The 23,070-nt window shown below is 57.6% G+C and carries 22 protein-coding genes; 3 read left to right on the top strand and 19 right to left on the bottom strand.

Annotation, left to right across the window (positions count from 1 at the left end; translation table 11 throughout):
• Nucleotides 1–16: 16 nt before the first annotated feature.
• From cvpA to pdxB, 8 genes are all read right to left on the bottom strand, one after another.
• Entirely contained in the window at nt 17–505 is a 489-nt protein-coding gene (gene cvpA / locus ACOTWU_RS15490; RefSeq protein WP_000262116.1) for a colicin V production protein, read from the bottom strand.
• 220 nt (nt 506–725) lie between these two features.
• Complete coding sequence (gene dedD, locus ACOTWU_RS15485; protein WP_017383444.1) at nt 726–1,421, bottom strand: cell division protein DedD; 696 nt, start codon at nt 1,419–1,421, stop codon at nt 726–728.
• Nucleotides 1,411–2,679, bottom strand: a complete 1,269-nt coding sequence (gene folC / locus ACOTWU_RS15480) for a bifunctional tetrahydrofolate synthase/dihydrofolate synthase (RefSeq protein WP_023295092.1) — start codon at nt 2,677–2,679, stop codon at nt 1,411–1,413. Before folC ends, dedD begins: the two co-directional genes overlap by 11 nt.
• A 70-nt stretch (nt 2,680–2,749) precedes the next feature.
• A complete protein-coding gene (gene accD, locus ACOTWU_RS15475) occupies nt 2,750–3,655 on the bottom strand; it encodes an acetyl-CoA carboxylase, carboxyltransferase subunit beta (RefSeq protein ID WP_014884667.1) in 906 nt (301 codons plus the stop codon).
• 154 nt (nt 3,656–3,809) lie between these two features.
• Nucleotides 3,810–4,469: a DedA family protein gene (locus tag ACOTWU_RS15470; RefSeq protein ID WP_003861406.1), complete on the bottom strand. Its 660-nt coding sequence runs from the start codon at nt 4,467–4,469 to the stop codon at nt 3,810–3,812.
• A gap of 28 nt (nt 4,470–4,497) precedes the next feature.
• Entirely contained in the window at nt 4,498–5,310 is an 813-nt protein-coding gene (truA, locus tag ACOTWU_RS15465; RefSeq protein ID WP_001286071.1) for a tRNA pseudouridine(38-40) synthase TruA, read from the bottom strand.
• A complete protein-coding gene (locus tag ACOTWU_RS15460; protein WP_015572252.1) occupies nt 5,310–6,323 on the bottom strand; it encodes an aspartate-semialdehyde dehydrogenase in 1,014 nt (337 codons plus the stop codon). Before ACOTWU_RS15460 ends, truA begins: the two co-directional genes overlap by 1 nt.
• 66 nt (nt 6,324–6,389) lie before the next feature.
• Entirely contained in the window at nt 6,390–7,526 is a 1,137-nt protein-coding gene (pdxB, locus tag ACOTWU_RS15455; RefSeq protein ID WP_045339238.1) for a 4-phosphoerythronate dehydrogenase PdxB, read from the bottom strand.
• A 111-nt stretch (nt 7,527–7,637) separates the two neighbouring features.
• On the opposite strand from pdxB, the gene flk reads away from it, so the two are divergent.
• Nucleotides 7,638–8,642 carry a flagella biosynthesis regulator Flk gene (gene flk, locus ACOTWU_RS15450; protein WP_023304159.1) on the top strand — a complete coding sequence of 335 codons (1,005 nt, stop codon included), beginning with the start codon at nt 7,638–7,640 and terminating at the stop codon, nt 8,640–8,642.
• A gap of 87 nt (nt 8,643–8,729) precedes the next feature.
• Here flk and ACOTWU_RS15445 read toward each other — a convergent pair whose 3' ends face one another.
• Both ACOTWU_RS15445 and fabB read right to left on the bottom strand, forming a co-directional pair.
• A complete protein-coding gene (locus tag ACOTWU_RS15445) occupies nt 8,730–9,908 on the bottom strand; it encodes an arabinose transporter (RefSeq protein ID WP_252049253.1) in 1,179 nt (392 codons plus the stop codon).
• Nucleotides 9,909–9,975: 67 nt separating this feature from the next.
• Nucleotides 9,976–11,193 carry a beta-ketoacyl-ACP synthase I gene (gene fabB, locus ACOTWU_RS15440; RefSeq protein WP_017383449.1) on the bottom strand — a complete coding sequence of 406 codons (1,218 nt, stop codon included), beginning with the start codon at nt 11,191–11,193 and terminating at the stop codon, nt 9,976–9,978.
• 158 nt (nt 11,194–11,351) lie between these two features.
• On the opposite strand from fabB, the gene mnmC reads away from it, so the two are divergent.
• Nucleotides 11,352–13,349: a bifunctional tRNA (5-methylaminomethyl-2-thiouridine)(34)-methyltransferase MnmD/FAD-dependent 5-carboxymethylaminomethyl-2-thiouridine(34) oxidoreductase MnmC gene (mnmC, locus tag ACOTWU_RS15435; protein WP_032648976.1), complete on the top strand. Its 1,998-nt coding sequence runs from the start codon at nt 11,352–11,354 to the stop codon at nt 13,347–13,349.
• Between the two features lie 58 nt (nt 13,350–13,407).
• Here mnmC and ACOTWU_RS15430 read toward each other — a convergent pair whose 3' ends face one another.
• From ACOTWU_RS15430 to prmB, 6 genes are read right to left on the bottom strand one after another with little or no spacing between them, the layout of a single operon-like run.
• Nucleotides 13,408–13,686 carry a YfcL family protein gene (locus ACOTWU_RS15430; RefSeq protein WP_017383451.1) on the bottom strand — a complete coding sequence of 93 codons (279 nt, stop codon included), beginning with the start codon at nt 13,684–13,686 and terminating at the stop codon, nt 13,408–13,410.
• Between the two features lie 13 nt (nt 13,687–13,699).
• The gene (locus ACOTWU_RS15425) at nt 13,700–14,245 is read right to left on the bottom strand and encodes an elongation factor P hydroxylase (RefSeq protein ID WP_048219717.1); all 546 of its coding nucleotides are present in this window, start codon (nt 14,243–14,245) and stop codon (nt 13,700–13,702) included.
• Complete coding sequence (locus ACOTWU_RS15420; RefSeq protein WP_126498866.1) at nt 14,245–15,054, bottom strand: sulfite exporter TauE/SafE family protein; 810 nt, start codon at nt 15,052–15,054, stop codon at nt 14,245–14,247. Before ACOTWU_RS15420 ends, ACOTWU_RS15425 begins: the two co-directional genes overlap by 1 nt.
• Nucleotides 15,054–15,878 (bottom strand): penicillin-insensitive murein endopeptidase, encoded by an 825-nt coding sequence (mepA, locus tag ACOTWU_RS15415; protein ID WP_003861385.1) that lies wholly within the window; start codon nt 15,876–15,878, stop codon nt 15,054–15,056. The genes ACOTWU_RS15420 and mepA overlap by 1 nt, the downstream gene beginning before the upstream one ends.
• Before the next feature lie 2 nt (nt 15,879–15,880).
• Complete coding sequence (aroC, locus tag ACOTWU_RS15410) at nt 15,881–16,966, bottom strand: chorismate synthase (protein ID WP_015572247.1); 1,086 nt, start codon at nt 16,964–16,966, stop codon at nt 15,881–15,883.
• Between the two features lie 60 nt (nt 16,967–17,026).
• Nucleotides 17,027–17,959 (bottom strand): 50S ribosomal protein L3 N(5)-glutamine methyltransferase, encoded by a 933-nt coding sequence (gene prmB / locus ACOTWU_RS15405; RefSeq protein ID WP_126498867.1) that lies wholly within the window; start codon nt 17,957–17,959, stop codon nt 17,027–17,029.
• A 145-nt stretch (nt 17,960–18,104) separates the two neighbouring features.
• On the opposite strand from prmB, the gene smrB reads away from it, so the two are divergent.
• On the top strand, nt 18,105–18,656 hold the full coding sequence (smrB, locus tag ACOTWU_RS15400) for an endonuclease SmrB (protein ID WP_126498868.1): 552 nt from the start codon (nt 18,105–18,107) through the stop codon (nt 18,654–18,656).
• A gap of 46 nt (nt 18,657–18,702) precedes the next feature.
• On the opposite strand, the gene sixA is transcribed toward smrB, so the two are convergent.
• From sixA to fadI, 3 genes are all read right to left on the bottom strand, one after another.
• Nucleotides 18,703–19,188, bottom strand: a complete 486-nt coding sequence (gene sixA, locus ACOTWU_RS15395) for a phosphohistidine phosphatase SixA (protein WP_003861375.1) — start codon at nt 19,186–19,188, stop codon at nt 18,703–18,705.
• A 209-nt stretch (nt 19,189–19,397) separates the two neighbouring features.
• A complete protein-coding gene (gene fadJ / locus ACOTWU_RS15390; RefSeq protein WP_252049252.1) occupies nt 19,398–21,545 on the bottom strand; it encodes a fatty acid oxidation complex subunit alpha FadJ in 2,148 nt (715 codons plus the stop codon).
• Nucleotides 21,545–22,855 carry an acetyl-CoA C-acyltransferase FadI gene (fadI, locus tag ACOTWU_RS15385; protein ID WP_023304166.1) on the bottom strand — a complete coding sequence of 437 codons (1,311 nt, stop codon included), beginning with the start codon at nt 22,853–22,855 and terminating at the stop codon, nt 21,545–21,547. Before fadI ends, fadJ begins: the two co-directional genes overlap by 1 nt.
• Nucleotides 22,856–23,070: the final 215 nt, after the last annotated feature.

Here is a 23,070-nt window from a genome sequence, read left to right as displayed (position 1 = left end):
AGCCACATCTCAGGGTTTATGCCCTGGGCAAGAAACTCGAAGAGCTTTGCAGATAGTCAAAGAACCATCTGATGATGAAGCTGAACTCCGGAATGAGCTGCGATTTTTGCCAGTCTTCACTTTTGGAGAACCCGGTAAAGGTATCCAGGAAGAACAGGATCGCGGCCACAATGAGCACGCCTCGCAACGCGCCGAAACAGATGCCGAGTACCCTGTCCGTTCCTGACAGACCGGTTTTCTCGACCAGCTGACCTATCACGTAATTGACGATAGCGCCGACAATCAGCGTCGCGATAAACAGCACCGCGATGGCGATTCCGTTTCGGACCAGTTCATCTTCAAAGCCCGTGAACCAGACAGACAGGTAAGTGTAGTAATGACTGGCAACAAAGAAAGCACAACCCCAGGTTACCAGCGATAACGCTTCACGAACAAAGCCACGGATCAGGCTAACCAGACAGGAAAAACCAATCACCGCAATGATGGCGTAATCAATCCAGACCATATGTGTCCCACGATTAAACGCCCTGTCATCCAGTTCGGGGCGAATTCTAACAGAAAAAGAAAACGTTTGCGTAGGGATTTCCTTCCCACGCGTAAATAAAAAAGGCGCTGAAAAAATGCTCAACGCCACCGCACCTTTGACGTTTCTGTGAACGTCTGCCTCCCCCTCACCCCGGCCCTCTCCCTCAAGGGAGAGGGTTAGGGTGAGGGGGTAATTTCTATCAGTTTGCGCTGTAGTTCATCACCACACCGCTCAGGCCGGAGATTTGCTTCAGCTCGCCAAGCGAACCTTTGAGCTTATCTTTAGACGCATCCGGCCCCACGAGGATACGGGTAATTTTACCCTGTACTGGCGTGGTGGGTGAAGTATAAACACGGTATCCCGCGCCGCGCAGTTTACTCACGATCTCATTGACCTTATCTGCATTTTTCAACGCACCGAGCTGAACGACATAGGCTTTACCCGTAGGGGCGGCCTCCTGCTGGGTCTGTTTGGCCGGTGGCGGCGTTTCCGTTGCCGCAGCCAGCTGCTCGTCGGCTTTGTCACGCTGCGGTTTAGGCTGCGTTTTCTCTACCGGCTTCGGTTTTTCAACCGGTTTGGGTTGCTCTACCGGTACAGGATCGATTTCAACGTTGTTATTCGCGGCCAGACGCGACGGATCAAGAGACGGCGCGGCTGCATCACCTGCGCGCACCTCTTCCGCTGCACCTTCTGGCGGCTGGGCAGGCAGCGCCTGCGTTGCCGCTGGCAGCATATCGGGCTCGTCGCGATCGCCCGGTTTGGGTACCAGCGGAATGGCCGCAAATTCATCCTGGTAATGCTTTTTTTGCCCGTCGAGCAGTCCCGGGAGAATAATCACCCCGAGCGCGACCAGCACAATGGTTCCTGTTAAACGGTTCTGAAACTTACTCGCCACCGGTTCTCCCCGCGTCCATCACTTCCATGACATGTGCCACCGTGTGGAATGACCCACACACCAGCACGGTATCTTCTGGTTTAGCCTCCGCCATCGCGGCACGCCAGGCCGAAACCACACTGCTGTAGATTTCGCCTTTGCCGAGATGTTCCATCAACTGCTCAGCAGTCGCGCCGCGCGGCCCTTCCAGAGGAGCACAATACCAGCTATCGACCACACTCTCCATGCAGGCCAGCGTGCCGCCGATATCTTTATCATGAAGCATACCGATAACCGCCAGCACGCGCCCGGTTTTTGGTAACGATTTGAGACGTCCTGCGAGGTACGCCGCCGCATGCGGATTATGTGCAACATCCAGAATCAGACGCGGCGACTCACTCACAATCTGAAAACGTCCCGGTAACAGTGCGTTCTGAATGCCATCGCGGATCGCCTGCTCGCTTACCGCTAATCCGCTGGCGCGCAGGGCTGCCAGCGCAGTCGCCGCGTTAGGCTGTGGCACCTGCGGCAGCGGCAGATTCTCCAGCACGCCCTGCGCATCGCTGAAGCGCCAGCCTTTGTCCTGCACCTCATACTGCCAGTCCACGCCGCGACGCAGCAGACGAGCGCCCTTCTCTTTCGCTACCTCAGCAATGGTGTGCGGCATGTCCGGTTCGCCTACCACGGCAGGCTTATTGGCCCGGAAAATACCGGCCTTCTCACGGCCAATGCTCTCGCGGTCCGGGCCCAGCCAGTCGGTGTGATCCAGCGCGATGCTGGTGACGACGGCGACATCCGCATCCACCATATTGGTGGCATCCAGACGCCCGCCCAACCCCACTTCCAGGATCACCACGTCCAGCTGCGCCTGCTTAAACAGCCACAGCGCCGACAGGGTGCCGTATTCGAAATAGGTTAATGAGGTTTCGCCGCGCGCAGCTTCGATAGCGGCAAACGACGCCGTATGGGCGGATTCCGCCAGCTCGGTGTTTTGCACGCGCACGCGCTCGGTATAGCGCACCAGATGCGGCGAGCTGTAAACGCCAACCTTGTACCCCGCCGCCATCAGGACAGATTCCAGCGTGCGGCAGGTGGTGCCTTTACCGTTAGTGCCGGCCACGGTAAATACGAAAGGCGCGGGTTTCAACACGTCAAGACGCGCGGCAACCTGGCTTACGCGCTCAAGGCCCATGTCAATAGTTTTACTGTGCAGGTTTTCCAGATAAGAAAGCCACGCGGCCAGGGGCGACGTGGCTTGAGGAATGCTTTTATTTTCCATGATGCCCGGTTGTCATTAACGGTTTAGAAAGCAAAAGGGCAGCGCCATTCGGCCCTGCCCTTTTCAGTTATCAGGCCTCGGGTTCCTGATCCGGTACCACCACGCCTTCGCGCGGCTCGTCCGGGTTCGGCGCCGGCAGATTCATCAGCTTCGCCAGGACGCTTGCCAGTTTCAGGCGCATTTCCGGACGGCGGACGATCATGTCGATGGCGCCCTTCTCAATGAGGAACTCACTGCGCTGGAAGCCCGGCGGCAGTTTCTCACGTACGGTCTGCTCGATAACGCGAGGACCCGCAAAGCCGATCAGCGCTTTTGGCTCAGCGATGTTCAGGTCGCCCAGCATCGCGAAGCTTGCAGAAACGCCGCCCATGGTTGGATCGGTCAGTACCGAGATGTACGGCAGACCGCGCTCCTGCATTTTCGCCAGCGCCGCAGAGGTTTTCGCCATCTGCATCAGGGACATCAGCGCTTCCTGCATACGTGCGCCACCGGAGGCGGAGAAGCAGATCAGCGGGCAGTTGTCTTCCAGCGCCTGCTCAACGGCACGCACGAAGCGCGCGCCAACCACAGAGCCCATTGAGCCGCCCATAAAGGAGAACTCAAACGCGGCGGCAACCACCGGCATCTCGTGCAGGGTGCCTTTCATGACGATCAGCGCGTCTTTCTCGCCGGTCTCTTTCTGCGCAGAGGCCAGACGATCTTTGTATTTTTTGGAGTCGCGGAACTTAAGCACATCTTTTGGCTCCAGTTCGCTGCCCAGTTCTACCAGAGAACCTTCGTCCAGCAGGCTATGCAGGCGGTTGCGCGCCGACATACGCATATGGTGGTCACACTTCGGACACACCTCAAGATTGCGTTCCAGCTCTGCGCGATACAGAACCTGGCCGCAGCTATCACACTTCGTCCATACCCCTTCAGGAATGCTCGCTTTACGCGTTGGGGTAATGTTGCTTTTAATTCGTTCAATCCAGCTCATTGATAACCTTTCTGCCTGAACCTGGTCGTATGCCAGTTTTGCTGTAAGAGGCGAATAATGCCATTTTTGCCTCCAACAGACCATGAATGTTGCACATTAAAACATAACAGCCCGAAACTTTGGATAAAAAAGTGGTCGAACCGCCAGCGTGCATTTACTTCGCTTGCTTTGCCGCCGCGCGTTTGTGACGGATAATTTCGATTACGCCAGGCAGTACGGAAAGCACAATAATCGCTACAATCAGTAACTTAAGGTTTTCCTGAACCACCGGCAGATCGCCAAACAGGTAGCCTGCATAGGTGAACAGCAGCACCCACAGCAGCGCGCCCACCACGTTGTACATGGCAAAATGACGATAGGACATGTGACCCATTCCCGCCACAAAAGGTGCAAATGTACGCACAATAGGCACAAAACGGGCAAGGATTATGGTCTTACCGCCATGGCGCTCATAGAACGCATGGGTCTTATCTAAATAACTGCGGCGGAAAATCTTCGAGTCCGGATTACTGAACAACCGCTCGCCAAACACCCGCCCGATGGTGTAATTGACCGCATCACCAACAATCGCGGCGATGATCATCAGGACCACCATCAGATGGACATTCAGGTCATTCGTTGGCAGTGCGGATAACGCGCCCGCCACGAACAGCAGTGAATCTCCCGGCAGGAACGGCGTAACCACAAGGCCGGTTTCACAGAACAGAATGAGGAACAGAATGGCGTACACCCAGACGCCGTACTGCGCGACCAGCTCCGCCAGGTGAACATCAATATGCAGGATGAAATCAATCAGAAAACGTATTACGTCCATATTGTCTAAGCCCTAATTGCACCTTTGTTTAGTCCGCTAAAAACAGCGGGCCCATTGGCGGTTTTGGCAGGTCGAACCGGTCCGGATAATCCACCGAAACCAGATACAGCCCTTCCGCTTTCGCCGTTGCTGCCGCAAGCGTTCTGTCCTTCGCTGCCAGCAGTTCTGCAATCCAGCTCTCCGGCTGGTGTCCGGCGCCCACTTCCATCAGGCTGCCTACAATATTCCGCACCATATGATGTACAAAGGCATTGGCTTTGATATCCACCACCACATACGCGCCATAACGACTGACGTTAATGTGCATGACGTTACGCCACGGCGTACGGGACTGACACTGCACCGCACGAAACGACGTAAAATCATTCTCTCCAATCAGACACTGCGCCGCACGCTGCATACGTTCTGCATCCAGCGGTTCATAAAAATGCGTCACGCCCTGGCTTAACACCGCCGGGCGCAAGCGCTGGTTATAGATGACATAACGGTAGCGCCGCGCCGTCGCGCTGAAACGCGCGTGAAAATCATCCGGCACAGCTTTCACCCAACGCACGGCAATGTCACCAGGCAAATTCGCATTTACACCCAGCGTCCAGGCCGCGTCTTTGCGCACGGCGGTGGTGTCAAAATGCACCACCTGCCCCGTGCCGTGAACGCCGGCATCGGTGCGGCCCGCACAGAAGACGCTTATCGGTTCATTCGCCACCTGAGAGAGCGCTTTCTCCAGCTTCTCCTGGACGCTGCGCACCTCATTCTGCCGCTGCCAGCCATAGTATTTACTGCCATCGTATTCAATGCCGAGGGCAATTCTGTGGACCGGCTTTTGTTCCACATCTGACATCAGTACAGATACTCCTGCACCAGTTTTTCCGCGATTTTGACCGCCATCAGCGCGCCGCCAAAACGCACGTTGTCGGCAACGGACCAGAACTGCACCTGCTCCGGCATACCGTAATCGTTACGCACGCAGCCCACAGAGAGATGCGCGCTGCCGGTGGCGTCGCCCACCTGCGTCGGGAATTCGCTCTCTTCGGACAGGACAATGTCCTCACCGCGGCCAAACGCGTCGCGGGCTTCTTCAGCCGCCAGCGGACGCAGGGCTTCAAACCCGACCATCTGCGCGTGGCCGTAAAAGACCGGAGACTGCACGACATTCGCGGAGATCATCAGCCCGTCATCCTGCAAAATTTTGCGTGCTTCATCGACGATACGACGCTCTTCCCGCACCGAACCTTCACGATCCGGCAGCAGCGGCAGCATGTTGAACGCCAGCTGGCGGCCAAAGAAATCATCTTCGTCGATCGGGATACCGTTCAGCAGCTTCGCGCTCTGCCCTGCCAGTGCGTCTACGGCTTTTTTACCGTTAGCGGAGGCTGAAAGCAGGCTGGTCACGGAAATACGCGACAGGCCACCGTCGTCGATCAGCGGCTTCAGCGCGGTCAGCAACTGGCTGGTGAGACTGTTCGGTACTGCAATGATGTTGCGGTTGCGGTAGTCAGCCAGCACAAACGGGTTGACGTCCGGCACCACCAGCGGCACATCCGGCTCCAGGGAGAACAGGCCGCTCAGGTCGATCACCAGACAGCCTGAATTTGTCGCTTCTTCAATGTAAGACGCCGTGGCTTCCGCCCCTGCGGCAAAAAACGCCAGCTGAGCCTGCGTCCAGTCAAACGCGGCGGCATCCTGCACCATCACGGATTTGCCGCCGAAACGCAGATGTTCTCCTGCGCTGTCGGTACGCGCCAGTGCGTAAATCTCACCCACCGGGAACTGACGCTCAGCAAGGGTTTCAAGCAGGGCTTCGCCCACGGCGCCAGTGGCACCCAAAATGGCAATGTTCCAGCCTTCAGACATGGTGGTTTACTCCAGAAATAAAAAGCGTCCCTGCCGGAATATCCGACAGGGAGCATTAAGAAGACATTAACGTGCCGGGTGGTGAACGGCGTTAAATCCCAGTTTATGCAGCAGCCCCGCCGCTGACGCGTCATCGCACATGACATACAGGGAAGACCACTCGCGGCGCTCAAGGTAATTTTTGCGCAGCTTGTCAAACTCACCCGGAATACCCGCCACTTTACGCAGCAGCGCGTCATCGCGGCGCACATCATACACCAAATGCACCAGTCTTTTCAGCGTTGCCTCATCCAGCGGGCCATGAAGGGTAATGCGGCCAAATTCCGGGGCGGGCAGCAGCGTATCCAGCGCCACCTGCTGCGGATGGCTGATAAAGGCGCTGTAAGCCTCAAACACCTGGGTTGTGCCACGCGCTTTGCCTTCAAGGGTATAACCCGCGATATGCGCGGTACCCACGTCCACCTTATTCAGCAAGGCGACGTTGAGATCCGGCTCTGGTTCCCAGACGTCCAGCACGACGCTAAGCTCTTGTCCTTCGTCGAGACATGCCAGCAGCGCCGCGTTATCTACCACCGGTCCCCGGCAGGCATTTATCAGAATAGTGCCAGCCTTCAGACGGCGGATCAGCTTTTCGTCGGCCAGGTGCAGAGTCTTGTACGGCCCCTCTTTAAAGAGCGGCGTATGGAAGGTGATGACGTCGCACTCGTCGACCAGCTCATCCAGCGTGCGGAAGTCGCCTTCATCGCCGTTATCCTTACGCGGCGGATCGCACAGCAGGGTGCGGATACCCCAGGCTTCCAGACGCTTTTGCAGACGTCCGCCCACGTTGCCCACACCCACAATCCCGACGGTGCGGTCTTTCAGCGCAAAACCATCGCGCTCGGCCAGCATCAATAGCGAGGAGAAAACATATTCCACGACGGCAATGGCGTTACAGCCTGGCGCCGCGGAAAAACCAATCCCCGCCTGCTTAAGCCACTGGTCATCCACATGATCGGTCCCGGCCGTTGCCGTCCCGACAAATTTAACCCCTTTGCCGGTGAGCAGTGCCTCATTTACTTTGGTCACCGAGCGCACCATCAGGGCGTCTGCATCGTCCAGTTCGCTGACCGGAATCGGGCGACCAGGGACAGCCTTAACCTCACCCAGGCGGCTGAACAGCTCACGGGCGTAAGGCATATTTTCATCAACGAGGATTTTCACGTCTGAGTACCTGTTTGAGAGGAAGTAAACCTGCCAAGTGTGCCATAATCTCGCCGCCGGGCATATATCTCCGCCCGGTTACGCAGAGTTTGACTTTAAGGATTTTTGACGATGCAGCCCATTTCAGGTACGCCTCCGCGCCCTCCGGGTGAAGGCCCCGTAACGCCCAACACGCCAGGCGAACAACCGCTCTCCACGCAGCAACGCACCGTACTGGAGCGTCTGATCACGCGTCTTATTGCGTTAACCTCACAGCAAAACGCAGAGGTATGGGCCGGCGTTAAGCACGATTTGGGCGTAAGAAACGATGCGCCGCTACAGTCGCGCCATTTCCCTGCCGCCGAACAAAACCTTAACCAGCGTCTTACCAGCGCACAGCAGCAACATACTACCCGCCAGATTATCTCGCAGCTGACCGAGCTATTGGGCCAGGGGAATAATCGCCAGGCGGTGAGTGATTTTATCCGTCAACAGTACGGTCATACCGCCCTGAGCCAGCTTTCTCCGGAACAGCTGAAAACCGTGTTGACCCTGCTGCAAAGCAATCAGCTTTCTATCCCGCAGCCGCAACAGCGCCCGTCTACAGAGCGGCCATTGCAGCCTGCGGAGCATAATACGCTCAAGCAGATGGTCACTAAGCTGGCTGCTGCTACCGGCGAACCCACAAAGCTTATCTGGCAATCTATGCTGGAACTTTCCGGTGTGAAAGCGGGCGAGATGATCCCGGCAAAACAGTTTACCCATCTGGTCACCTGGCTCCAGGCGCGTCAGACGCTCAGCACCCAGAGCGCCCCGACCCTGCACAGCGTACAGGCGGCGCTGAAACAACCGCTGGAACCGCACGAGTTCGATATGATTCGGGATTACGCTCAGCAGAGCTGGCAGGCTACGCCGCAAACGGTGCTGACCACCGCGCAGGTGCAGGACGTGCTCAATCAGATCTTCATTCGCCGCGCCGAGCGGGAAGGCGGCGTGCCGGAGGTAAGAAACATTCAGCCGATCTACAGCCCGCTGTTTGCCCCCGTAGTTGATACGTTCAAAACGCTTTCTGCCCGTCCGGGATTGATGTTTATCGCGTTGGTGATTGCGCTGGCGATTTTCTGGCTGGTTGCGTGAGGATTTGCCCGGTGGCGCTTCGCTTACCGGGCCTACAACGGCTCGAACAGTAGGCCGGGTAAGGCGAAGCCGCCACCCGGCAACATACTACCGCTTGCGAAACGCCACCAGCGTCACCACAATTCCCACCACCGCTGACACAGCACCGGCCAGGAAGACGGAAGGATAGCCAAACGACGTTGCAAGCAGCCCCGCCAGCGGCCCGGTGACCCCGTATGAGATATCCTGAAACGCCGCATAGCCGCCCAGCGCCGTGCCGCGCACCTGCGGAGCCACGCGCTTCACCACTTCAACGCCCAGCGCCGAGAAGATCAGCGAGCAGCCGCAGCCGGTTAACGCCGCACCCAGCAGCGCAACGGATGCAGAGGGCGCCTGCCAGAGCAGTACCAGACCCACGGTCTCAATGACAAGTGACGTCACGGTCACCTTCACGCCGCCAAAGCGATCCGGCATCCAGCCAAACAGCACGCGCATCAATACAAACGCGCCGCCAAAGGCCGTCAGCGTAAAGCCCGCCATCGCCCAGCCGCGGCTCATGAAATAGAGGGAAACAAAGGTACCAATAACCGCGAAGCCCACCCCCTGAAGCGCCAGCCCAAGCCCCGGCTGCCAGATTTGCCCCACCACGCTCCACAGCGAAGGACGCTCGCCTTTATGGGCGGGCACCTTACGCACCGAACCGTTAAACGCCCACGCCAGCAGCGGCAATACCATGGTGGTGCCTGCCAGCGCCGCAAAACCAAACTGGCTGTGGATCAGCAGCCCCAGCGGTGCGCCTGCCGCCAGCGCGCCGTAAATCGCCATCCCGTTCCAGGACATCACTTTTCCGGAACGCGCAGGCCCCACCAGCCCCATTCCCCAGGTAAGGGTGCCGGTCAGCAGCTGGCTTTCGCCAAAGCCGAGGATCAGGCGCCCTGCCACCAGCAGCGCGAATTTATACGCTGCATCTATTGGCAACAGCGCCGCCAGCAGCCAGGCTCCCCCCGCCAGCCCGCAGGCAAACATGCCCTGCAACGCCGAGCGTTTTGCGCCGTGCTGATCCGCCAGGCGACCGGCGTAGCCCCGGGTTAATACCGTCGCTAAAAACTGAATGCCCACCGCAATACCGACCATGGTGTTGCCATAGCCCAGCTCCTGGTGAACGAACAAGGGGATCACCGGCAGCGGCAGGCCAACGGTCATATAGGTCAGAAACACCGCAAAGGCGATGCGGAAAAGGGAAAGGTTCCCGGAAGGAGCGCTCTTCTCAGGGGTAACAGCCTTCATGCATAACTCCGTGTTCAGGCATAAAAAAGGGAGCCGCGCGGCTCCCTTCTACTATACCTTCAAACGCTTACGCTTTCAGCTTACGCATCACCAGCGTGGCGTTGGTGCCGCCGAAACCGAAGCTGTTGGACATAACGGTCGTCAGCTCACGTTCGGTGGTTTCGGTCACGATGTTCAGGCCAGCCGCCTGCTCGTCCATCTCTTCGATGTTGATGCTTGGCGCGATAAAGCCGTTTTCCAGCATCAGCAGAGAGTAGATCGCTTCCTGCACGCCCGCCGCTCCCAGAGAGTGACCGGTCATGGCTTTGGTTGCAGAGATAGCCGGGCTATTGTCGCCGAACACTTCACGGATCGCACCCAGCTCTTTCACGTCGCCTACCGGCGTTGAGGTGCCGTGGGAGTTCAGGTAGTCGATTGGAGTATCAACACCGTGCATCGCCATCTTCATGCAGCGCACCGCGCCTTCACCGGATGGAGCAACCATGTCAGCGCCGTCAGACGTTGCGCCGTAGCCCACGATCTCAGCATAGATGTGCGCGCCACGCGCCAGCGCGTGTTCCAGCTCTTCAACCACAACCATACCGCCGCCGCCAGCGATAACAAAACCGTCGCGGTGTGCGTCATAAGTACGGGACGCTTTGTCTGGCGTTTCGTTGTATTTGGTGGACAGTGCGCCCATTGCGTCAAACTCACAGGCCATTTCCCAGCCCAGCTCTTCGCCGCCGCCAGCAAATACGATGTCCTGTTTGCCCAGCTGGATCTGCTCAACCGCATTACCGATACAGTGTGCGGAGGTCGCACATGCAGAGCTGATGGAGTAGTTCACACCGTGGATTTTGAACGGCGTTGCCAGGCACGCGGAAACCGCTGACCCCATGGCTTTGGTCACAACGTATGGACCGACCGCTTTCAGGCCGCGCGGGCTGCGCATGGCGTCAGCACCGAACACCTGAGCTTTAGAGGAACCGCCGGAGCCTGCAATCAGGCCCACGCGTGGGTTGTTCTGGTAAGCGTCTTCGCTCAGACCAGAATCCTTGATCGCTTCCTGCATGGAAAGATAGGCGTAGATAGAGGCATCGTTCATGAAACGAACCACTTTACGGTCAATTAAACCGGTGGTGTCCAGTTTAACGTTACCCCATACGTGGCTACGCATTCCAGAATCTTTAAACTCTTCAGAGAAAGTGATCCCGGAGCGTCCTTCACGCAGAGATGCCAGGACTTCCTGCTGGTTATTACCGATGCTGGAAACGATGCCCAGGCCAGTAATCACTGCACGTTTCATTCAATACCTCTGTAAGTCGCACTATAAAAAGTTTCGAGTCGCACAATAGCGTACACTTGTACGCCGAACAAGTCCGATCAGCCATTTTCTGTGGAAATTTGCACCGATGGGCTCACATCGCTAAGATCGTGCCACTGCCTGTCGGACGAGTAACTTACGTGAAACAAAACGCCATACAACCTGCCAACCTCGAATTCAACGCTGAGGGTACACCTGTTTCCCGAGATTTTGATGACGTCTACTTTTCTAATGATAACGGACTGGAAGAGACGCGCTATGTCTTCCTCGAAGGAAATCATCTCAGCACCCGCTTCCCTGAGCATCCGCGCAGCCTGTTTGTCGTAGCGGAGAGCGGTTTCGGCACCGGGCTGAATTTTCTGACCCTCTGGCAGGCGTTCGACCAGTTTCGCACTGCACACCCCGAGGCTACCTTACAAAGATTACATTTCATCAGTTTCGAAAAATTTCCGCTTACCGCGCACGATCTGCGGCTTGCCCATCAGCGCTGGCCGGAGCTTACCCACTGGGCGGAACAGCTTCAGGCCCAGTGGCCTCCGGCTATCGGTGGCTGTCATCGTCTGATTCTGGACGACGGACGCGTCACCCTCGACCTGTGGCTGGGCGACATTAACGACCTGACCGATAAGCTCGATGACTCAATGAATCAGAAGGTGGACGCCTGGTTCCTGGATGGTTTTGCGCCCGCCAAAAACCCGGACATGTGGAGCCCGCACCTGTTCAGCGCCATGGCACGTCTGGCGCGCCCGGGCGCGACGCTTGCTACCTTCACCTCGGCGGGATTTGTTCGCCGTGGGTTGCAGGAGGCGGGGTTTACCATGCGGAAAACCAAAGGCTTTGGCCGCAAACGCGACATGCTGGTCGGGGTGATGGAACAGGATCTGGCGATCCCGGCGCAGGCCCCCTGGTTTGCCCGTCGCGCCAGCACCTCGCGTGAGGTCGCCATTGTGGGCGGGGGTATCGCCAGCGCCCTGCTCTCGCTGGCGCTGCTGCACCGTGGCTGGCAGGTGACGCTCTACTGCGCTGACGAGGCGCCGGCGACGGGCGCATCAGGCAACCGTCAGGGCGCGCTTTATCCCTTATTAAGTTCACACGATCCGGCACTGTTCCAGTTCTTCCCGGCGGCGTTTACGTTTGCTCGCCGCCTTTACGATAGCCTGCCGGTTGCGTTCGACCACAACTGGTGCGGCGTGACGCAGCTCGGCTGGGACGAGAAGAGCCAGCAGAAAATCACACAAATGCTGTCGCTGGGTCTGCCGGAGGCCATCGCCCATGCCGTCACGGCGCAGCAGGTTGCAGAGACCGCTGGCGTCGACACCGGCTGCGGGGGTATTCAGTATCCACTCGGCGGCTGGCTGTGTCCGGCTGAACTGACTTCTGCGGCGATAGCCCTCGGGCAGTCGCGTGGGTTGACAGTGCATTATGCCCATAAGGTTCAATCGCTAAGCCGCACTGCGCACTGGAATTTGCGTTTCGCTAACGGCAAAGAGGCGCAGCATGCCAGCGTTGTGCTGGCCAACGGGCATCATATCAGCCAGTTTACCCAGACAGCGTCATTGCCGGTTTATCCGGTCGGCGGCCAGGTAAGCCATATTCCTGCCGCCCCCCAACTGAGCAAACTGCGTCAGGTGCTGTGTTACGACGGCTACCTGACGCCGCAAAACCCGTCCAACGGCCATCACTGCATCGGTGCCAGCTACCATCGCGGTGAAACAGATATGCAGTACAGCGAAGCGGATCAGCAGCAAAACCGCCAGCGCCTGCTCGACTGTTTCCCGGATGCGTCGTGGGCAAAAGAGGTGAATGTCGGTGAGGGTCAGGCGCGCTGCGGCGTACGCTGCGCGACCCGCGATCACCTGCCGATGGCGGGAAACGTGCCGGACTATGACGCCACGCTTGAAGTCTATCAGGATCTTGCTGACAACAAAGAAACGGCGGTAAGTGCTCCCGTTCACCCCGAGCTGTTTATGCTGGGTGGCTTAGGCTCGCGGGGATTATGCTCCGCGCCGCTGCTGGCTGAAGCGTTAGCCGCGCAAATGAGCGACGAGCCGGTTCCGCTGGACAGGGTTACGCTCGCGGGGCTGAATCCAAACCGACTGTGGGTGCGGAAATTGCTGAAGGGGAAAATGGTCAAGTAGGGTGCGGTCTGGTGCCCTCACCCCGGCCCTCTCCCTGTGGGAGAGGGCGGTGATACACTTACTTCGCTTTCGCCTGCTGGAACAAATTGTCCCACATGCCCAGCACTAAAGACTGGTCGCGCGGAGAGAGTTCCCCGGCCAGAATGGCTTTTTCCAGGCTGCGAGTGACTTCCGCGTGAACGGCGTCGGCAGAGTGATCGTCCCCGGCTTCCAGCGCGGCTACCGCCAGCGTCAGGTGACCACGCAGATAACCGCTGGCGAACAGCTCATCATCACTGGCGTGTTCCACCATGTCATCAATTAACGCCAGAATGCGTGATTCAAATTCTGCGATCATCTTCTTTCCTCTGTTAAAGATCTTCCGGCCAAGGGAAGCATTCCGCCGTGATCTCCGGCGTGTGGTAATAATTCTGTAAAGCCTCGATCAGGCGTGCCGGACGTGCCGGGATGCCTTTCTCAAGATATTCCATCACCTGCGCATGAACGCGGCGCTGGAAGACGATACGGTCTGGCTCGAAGTCGCCTTCGAGGTTGTCACAACTTACGTTGAACGGGAAACCCGCCGCTACGCAGAACAGCCATTCCAGCGCCTGAGGTTTCACCTCCACATCTTCGAACTGCCCCTGGGTGGTGGCGTCGCGCCCGTCCGGGCAGTACCAGTAACCAAAGTCCACCAGCTCGCGACGCGCTTTCCCGGCGATACACCAGTGCGAAATTTCGTGCAAACCGCTGGCGTAAAAGCCGTGGGCAAAGGTGATGCGGTTATACGGAACCTCGTCATCAGCAGGAAGATAGATCGGTTCGTCGTCGCCTTTAATCAGACGGGTATTAAAATCATCAGCAAAACAGCCATCGAAGATCTCAATCAGCTGTTCGTAGTTATGCGTACTGTTCATTAGTTCATCCCCAACCAGGTGAGGATCTCCTGTCCATGGCTGTCATAAAGAAGTTTGGCGCTCATCACCGCCGAGACGACAACAATCATCGGGCGGATCAGCGTTTGTCCTTTGCTTAATACCAGACGCGAGCCTGCGCGCGCGCCCAAAAACTGCCCTGCCATCATCACAAACCCGGTTGCCCAGATAACCTTGCCGCCAATGATAAACAGCAGCAGACCGCCAACGTTGGAGGTCGCGTTGAGGACTTTGGCGTGGGCGGTGGATTTGGCGAGGTTGAACCCGGCCAGCGTCACGAATGCAAGCGCGTAAAACGAGCCTGCCCCCGGGCCAAAGAAGCCATCGTAAAAACCGACGCAGCCACCGGCAATCAGCGCAAACGGCAGGCCGTGAAGACGACGCTGTCGATCTTCTTCCCCGAGCTTTGGCATCAGCAGGAAATAGAGGCCGATACAGATAACCAGCAGCGGCAGGATCTGGCGCAGAATGTCGGACTGAACGTGCTGGACCAGCAGCGCACCCGCCGTTGAGCCAATAAACGTCATCAGGATATTGAGCTTCTGATCGGCGAGATTCACCACTTTGCGCCGGATGAAATAGAGCGACGAGGAGAGCGAACCGCCGCATGCCTGGAGTTTGTTGGTGGCAAGCGCCTGGGCAGGGCTCATGCCTGCCGCCAGCAGCGCCGGAACGGTGAGCAACCCGCCGCCGCCCGCCAGGGCATCGATAAATCCGGCTAACATCGCAACAAAAAAGAGCACCGCCAGCAGCAGCGGTGACACCATGAATAGATCGACGAAATTATCCATTAAAGTACATGCTCATCCAGTAGCGCCTGGCAGGAAGGCGGCAACGGAGGCGGTGTCTTCTTCTCAGGCTTAGAGGTTCCAGGCTTGGCTGGTTCAAACCAGCTTTGCAGTTCGTAACCACAACCATCGCCAGGCGGTGGCAGCGGCTGATCTTCACATTCCAGGCTGTTCGCCGGACAGCGCAGGCGAACATGCATATGCGCCCGGTGCTGGAACCAAGGGCGCACTTTACGCAACCAGTCGCGATCCGTTCCCGCATCCAGGCAAAGCTGCTGCTTGATGGCCGGATTAACAAAGATCCGCGTGACGTCGTTATCCTCTGCCGCCAGCTTAATCATGCTGGAAATTTCCGGCGACCAGCGCGAGGCGACGACCCGTTTACCGTCGGCCGAGACCAGATCCAGCGCCTGCGGTTTCAGCAGCTGCGCTGAGCTCCAGCGCGTTTTCGGCAATTGCAGGAAGATATCCACATCCAGTCCGGTCTGGTGGCTGGCGTGACCGCCGTTGAAGCGACCACCGGCAGGCATCCCCATATCGCCAATCAGCATCGTCCCCAGCCCCAGGTTATGCACCTGGTTGCCAAGACGCTGAATAAACAGCACCAGGTCAGGATGGCCGAAATAACGGCGCTGGTCGGTGCGCATCACCTGATAGGTATCCGATTGCAGCGGAAGTTCCTGCGCGCCGACGATACACCCGTTGGAGAAAGCGCCAATGGACTGCGCGCTCCCCGCTACCGGGTGGGTGATTTTCTGCCACGGCGTTGCGGCCAGGCTTGCTCCACTGGCCAGCAGCGCCAGCAGAGCGATTGCGGTTTTTTTCATAGTTACCAGCGTGGAATGGTGGTCGTCACATCCGCATTCTGCGCGCGCTGGCGCAGGAAGTGATCCATCAGCACGATCGCCAGCATCGCTTCTGCGATCGGCACCGCGCGGATCCCCACGCACGGATCGTGACGCCCTTTGGTGATCATCTCAACTTCATCGCCAGCGCGGTTAATCGTGTGGCCCGGGACGGTAATGCTGGACGTTGGCTTCAGCGCAATATTGGCAATAATTTGCTGCCCGCTGCTGATGCCACCCAGAATGCCGCCCGCATGGTTGCTCTGGAAACCCGCCTTCGTGATTTCGTCGCGGTTCTGGCTGCCGCGAAGCTTGACCACGTCAAAACCGTCGCCGATTTCAACGCCTTTCACCGCGTTGATGCTCATCAGCGCGTGGGCGATATCGGCGTCAAGGCGGTCAAATACCGGCTCGCCCCAGCCAGCCGGCACGCCGTCGGCCACCACGGTGACTTTCGCACCAATGGAGTCGCCCTCTTTTTTCAGGCCACGCATCAGCTCATCCAGCGCGTCCAGCTTGTCGGCATCGGCGCAGAAGAACGGGTTGAGCTCTACTTGATCCCAGTCTTTGATTGCCAGCGGAATGTCGCCCATCTGGGACAGACAGCCGCGGATAACGATGCCGAATTTCTGCTGGAGATATTTTTTGGCAATTGCTCCTGCCGCCACGCGCATCGCGGTTTCACGCGCGGAAGAACGTCCGCCGCCGCGATAGTCGCGAAAGCCATATTTTTGTTCGTAGGTATAGTCGGCGTGACCAGGACGGAAAACGTCCTTAATCGCGCCGTAGTCCTGAGAACGCTGATCGGTGTTTTCAATCAGCAGGCCAATGCTGGTTCCTGTGGTACGGCCTTCAAATACGCCGGAGAGAATTTTGACCTGGTCCGGCTCGCGACGCTGCGTGGTGTAGCGAGAGGTACCCGGACGGCGACGGTCAAGGTCATGCTGTAAATCGGCTTCGGTCAGTTCGATGCCTGGCGGGACGCCATCAACGATACAACCCAGTGCCAGACCGTGCGACTCGCCAAAGGTGGTCACACGGAATACCTGTCCAATACTGTTTCCTGCCATCACGGCTCCGATGTTGTTGTTTGTGTTTGAGCGTTGTGAAACGGGCCGAAGCCCGCTGGATTAATCTTTGTAAATGCTGAAGTATTCGCGTGCATCAAGCAGTTGCGCCTTGGTCAGCATAAAGACGCCGTCACCGCCGTTGTCGAACTCAAGCCAGGTGAACGGCACATCCGGGTACTGCTCTATCAGATGTACCATGCTGTTGCCTACTTCACAAATCAGAACGCCGTCATCGGTCAGATAATCCGGCGCGCAGGCCAGGATGCGGCGGGTCAGCTTCAGCCCGTCAGAGCCTGACTCCAGGCCCAGCTCCGGCTCGTGACGATACTCGTTCGGCAGGTCGGACATATCTTCTGCATCCACGTACGGCGGATTGGTGACGATCAGGTCGTATTGCAGCGTCGGCAGGTCGCGGAACAGGTCAGAGCGGATAGGCGTGACGTGATGAATCAGCCCGTGCTCTTCAATGTTGTGTTCGGTGACGGCCAGCGCGTCGGTGGAGATATCGACGGCGTCCACTTCCGCTTCCGGGAAGGCGTACGCGCAGGCAATGGCGATGCAGCCGCTGCCGGTGCACATATCAAGAATGTGCTGCGGCTGATGGTTAATCAGGCCGTCAAAATGGTTGTTGATCAGCTCGCCAATCGGCGAACGCGGCACCAGCACGCGCTCATCAACATAGAATTCGTGGCCGCAGAACCAGGCTTTGTTGGTCAGGTAAGCCACCGGAATGCGCTCGTTTACGCGACGGATCACGCGCTCAACGATGCGGTGTTTTTCACTGGAGGTCAGGCGCGCGGTGCGCATGTCTTCCGGAATATCCAGCGGCAGGTAGAGAGACGGCAGCACCAGCTGCACGGCCTCATCCCACGGGTTGTCGGTACCGTGTCCGTACCAGATATTGGCGGCGCTGAAGCGGCTAACCGACCAGCGCAACATGTCCTGTATGGTATGCAGCTCGTTTACTGCTTCATCGACAAAAATTTTATCCACTCTTTCCTCCAGGGCATGCTCGCATAATTTTCGGCGGCTAGTTTGCCATGAAGACGGCGATAAATCAGCAATGACGCGTACCGCTTGAGGTTAAAAAATGCGTTTAGTCGGGTACACTATCGGAAATACGAGATGAGAATGACGAATGAAAAAGAAAACATCGCTCAGCAAGGAGGATCAGGCTCTCTTCCGCCAGCTGATGACCGGGACGCGTCAAATCACGCACGACACCATTGTCCATCGCCCGCAGCGTAAAAAAGTCAGCGAGGTACCGGTCAAACGGTTGCTCCAGGAGCAGGCCGATAACAGCCACTATTTTTCAGATGAGTTTCAGCCGCTGCTAAATACGCAGGGTGCGGTGAAATACGTGCGCGAAGACGTCAGCCATTTTGAACTGAAAAAATTACGCCGGGGAGATTACTCGCCGGAGCTGTTCCTCGATCTGCATGGGTTGACCCAGATGCAGGCGAAACAGGAGCTGGGGGCGTTGATCGCGGCATGTCGTCGCGAGCATGTTTTTTGCGCCTGCGTGATGCACGGCCACGGCAAACATATTCTTAAGCAACAGACACCGCTGTGGCTGGCTCAGCATCCATACGTGATGGCTTTTCATCAGGCGCCAAAAGAGTACGGCGGAGATGCCGCATTGCTGGTATTGATTGAGGTCGAGGAGTGGCAGCCGCCAGAATTGCCCTGACAGGATGGCGGGAGGCACGCTGCACCCCGCCATATCGCACGTCACGTCAGATGGCTTTTGCCATCTTCAGGTTGCACGGACTCATTTGCCAGTTAAAGACCCCTTTGCCGGTTTCGTCGAGGGTGACGTTGGCAATGGCGGACGTTGTGAACATCGGTGGCGTTTCGCCCGGGCACAGCTCAGATACCAGATAGCCGACCAGCGGCAGGTGGGAAATGACCAGTGCGGAAGCGACACCTTCATTGCACAGCGCCTGAAGGTATGCACTGACAAGGCCAACATCGCCACACGGCGTGAGTTCAGGGAGAACATCCACACTGGATGGCAGGTTCATACACTCCCCTACCACATCCAGCGTCTGTTCTGCCCGCAGGAACGGACTCACCAGAACGCGTTCAATGTCCACTTTTTGACCTTTAAGCCATGTCGCCATCTGACGGGATTCGTCGCAGCCACAGACGGTTAAAGGACGTACTGAGTCACTGGCGGCATCGAGTGCCGCGTCGCCGTGACGCATGATAAAAACTTGCATATTGCACCGCTTTTGTTAACCAGAATCACCGGCGTTAACTACCCGCGATTAATGCTCCGAGGTAGAAAACCCGATGGCCGGGCATTGTGCCTGATCCATTCGGTGAATGAAACGCTGTTTTTTACCTCAATGGCGTAAGTATAGTCAATCTCTGTTTACAATTTCGCCAGAACAGGTTCCATCACCTCAGGATTTACCCTTCTTTGACTTCAGTTTACGCAATCAGTTTCCCTTGCGGGCCAGAATGTCTGACCCCATTCCGCCATCTGCAATAATTCGTCACAAGGTGTAAACCGTGGACCGTATTGCGAGGCCAGACGTTGCAGGATCGCAACCACTTCACCCGCCCCGAGGGTATCCATATACCGGAACGGGCCGCCAAGGAATGGCGGAAAACCGATACAAAACACGGCGCCGATGTCGCCGTCGCGCGCGCTTTTGATCACCTGCTCACCAAAGCAGCGCGCCGCTTCATTGAGCATCATCATCACGCAGCGCTCAGCACACTGAACCGCCGACAGTTTTCCCTGACCCGTGACAGGAATAAGCGTATAAACTGAAGGGTCGACCTGTTTCTTGCTTTTACGCCCTTTCGCGGCGTAAAGATAGAAACCGCGTTCATTTTTTCTGCCTTTGCGATCGTCCTTCAAAATTGCAGAAACAAAGTTTGCAGGCGGCGCAAAACGATCGCCATAAGCCGCTTCCAGCACAGGGATAATCTTAGTCCCCGTATCAATTCCTACCTCATCCAAAAGTTGGATTGGGCCGACGGGGAAGCCAAACTTCACCAGGGCGTCATCGACGTGCTCAATTTTCTCCCCTTCCGTCAGCAACCGCATCGCTTCGTTAATGTACGGCGCCAGAATGCGGTTGACGTAGAAGCCGGCTTTGTCCGCGACCACAATCGGGGTTTTGCCCTGTTTTTTCGCCAGTTTCACCACGGTGGCAATAGTTTGCGGGCTGGTTGTGGCATGCGGGATAACCTCCACCAGCGGCATTTTTTCGACAGGGCTGAAATAGTGCAGCCCTATCACCTGCTCCGGGCGCACGGCTTTCGCCGCGATGTCGCCGATCGGCAAAGACGAGGTGTTTGATGCGAAAATGGTGTGCGGCGCGCAATGCTGTTCAACGTCCGCCACCATCTGCTGCTTAAGGGCCAGATCTTCGAACACGGCTTCAATCACCAGATCGCGGTGTGCAAACCCACTGTAGTCGGTGGCGCCAGTGATCATCGCGAGGGTTTTATCACGCTCACTGGCCTTGATATGGCGGCGCTTCACTTTGCGATCAAGGTTCTGCCAGCTGTACTGCAACGCGTGGTTGATACCTTTAGGATTGATATCTTTGATACGTACGGGCAATTTGCCTTTGCTGGCGGTGACAAATGCAATGCCGCCGCCCATCAGCCCACCACCCAGAACGCCAACGGCGCGCAGCGGAGCCGGTTCAGCTTCACTGCCCGGATCTTTTTTAACCTCCGTGCTGGCAAAGAAAATGCCGCGCAGCGCCTGCGACTGCGGCGTCATCGCCAGCTCGCCAAAGGCTTTCGCTTCCGCAGCATAACCGCTGCTGCTGCCCTGCGATAAACCGGTTTCAATCACCTTCAGAATGCGCGTCGCTGCCGGATAGTTCCCTTTGGTTTTTTGCTCGGTTTTTTTACCCACCATATTGAACAGCAGCGTGCGCCCCAGCGGCCCGGCGAGGATACGCTCGCGCACCGGCAGAGGGCGTTTCGCCTGACGACCTTTCAGCGCCCGCTCAACGGCGGCTTCAAGCAAGATGGCGTGCGGAACGACCTCATCAACCAGACCCGCCTTTAACGCCTGACGGGCGCGCAGCTGTTTACCGGTTAAAATCATCTCCAGCGCCGTACTGACGCCCACCAGACGCGGCAGGCGCTGCGTGCCACCTGAACCGGGCAGCAATCCAAGCTGTACCTCCGGCAGTCCGAGTACGGTTTTCGCATCGTCGGTACAAATGCGGCTGTGACAGGCCAGCGCCAGCTCAAGCCCACCGCCCAGGCAGGCCCCGTGGATCGCAGCAACAACGGGTATCGACAGCGCATGGATCTCCGCCATGACCTGCTGCCCCTGACGCGCCAGGTCCTCTGCTTCCTGAGCGCTTTTCGCCCGGGCGATCATGTTGATATCGGCCCCGGCAATAAAGTTATCCGGCTTTGCCGAGATAAATACCAGGCCACGTATCGCTTTGTTTTCACGGATCTGTCTGAGCATCGCACGCACCTGAACGCCGAACTCGGCCTTCAGGGTGTTCATCTTTTCGTCGGGTACATCAATGGTGATAACAGCCACGTTATCAAGGCGAACAGCCAGGTTAAATGCAGATGTCGTTTCCATTATTCAGCCTCCAGAACCATTGCTGCACCCAGGCCGCCCGCCGCACAGGCGGTAACGAGACCAAAACCGCCGCCGCGGCGACGCAGCTCGTGCAAGGTCTGGGTTATCATTCTCGCGCCGGTCGCCGCAAACGGATGACCGTAGGCAATAGAGCCACCCAGCACGTTGAATTTACTCTGATCCACTTCGCCTGTGGCATGCGTACGGCCCAGCACGTCGCGGGCAAAACGTTCGCTCGCCATAAGCTGCACGTTTGCCAGCGTTTGTGCGGCAAAGGCTTCATGCATATCAATCAGCGTGAGATCGGAGAGCGTCAGCCCTGCGCGGTCCAGCGCCAGCGGCGTGGACCAGGCCGGACCGAGCAGCATGTCCTGCCAGACATCAATGGCGGTAAAGGCGTAGCTACGCAAATAGCCCAGCGGTGTGATGCCAAGCTCTTTCGCCCGGGATTCCGTCATCAGGATCACGGCGGCGGCACCGTCCGTCAGTGGCGTACTGTTCGCCGCCGTAACGGTGCCATGTTTACGATCAAACGCCGGGCGCAGTTTTGCGTAATCCTCCAGCGTCGAGGTGCCACGGATATTGTTATCTTCCACCAGCGGTTCGCGGAAAGGCGGGATGTAAGCCGTCATCACCTCGTCGGCAAGTTTGCCTTCCGACCAGGCTTTCGCAGCGAGCTGATGCGAGCGATGCGCCAGTGCATCCTGCTGTTCGCGGGTAATACCGTAGGTTTTTGCCATCTGCTCGGCAGTGTCGCCCATACGCAGGCCGGTGGAGTATTCAGCAACGGCAGGTGGCACGGGCATGAGGTCGCGCAGACGTAAACGCGAGAAGAGTTTGAGCTTCGCACCGGTGGTCCGGGCTTTGTTGGCATCCACGAGGATGCGGGCCAGCTGTTTGCTGACGCCGATGGGCAGTACGGATGAGGAATCCGCGCCGCCGGCGATCCCCGCGCGAATGGTCCCCGCCATCAGGCTTTCCGCCACGTTCGCCACCGCCTGGAAACTGGTGGCGCAGGCGCGGCTGACGCTGTATGCGTCGGTGTGAACATTCATGCCGGTGCCCAGCACGATTTCACGTGCGATATTGGGCGCTTCCGGCATTTGCACCACCTGGCCGAAAACCAGTTGCTCAATAACCTCTGGCGGGATCTCGCTGCGAGCCAGCATCTCCCCCACCACCATTTTTCCCAGATCGACAGCCGGTATACCGTGAAACGCGGTTGCCTGACGCGCAAACGGCGTACGTAACCCGCTGACAATGGCAATGCGGTCACCGTGTCGGGTGATAAGCGGTAATGCCTGACTCATAACACTCCCCTGTAAAAAAATTTTGCGCACACATTAAGTGGTCTGACCTGATAATAGTCTTAACTATTTTTTTACATTGAGCCAATCGGGGAAGCGAAAAATTGCGAGCTAAGGCACAGAGAAGAAAAAGAAAATGCCCCTGCATGGCAGAGGCATTTGTGAGATTTGTTGCCGGGTTGCGGCGTTGCCTTAACCGGCCTACACGATCATAGGCC

The organism is Enterobacter cloacae complex sp. GYL001, from assembly GCF_049237125.1.
Taxonomy (GTDB): Bacteria; Pseudomonadota; Gammaproteobacteria; order Enterobacterales; family Enterobacteriaceae; genus Enterobacter; species Enterobacter hormaechei_C.
The sequence above is the reverse complement of the archived record's forward strand: the minus strand, read 5'-3'. Positions and strand labels throughout refer to the sequence as shown.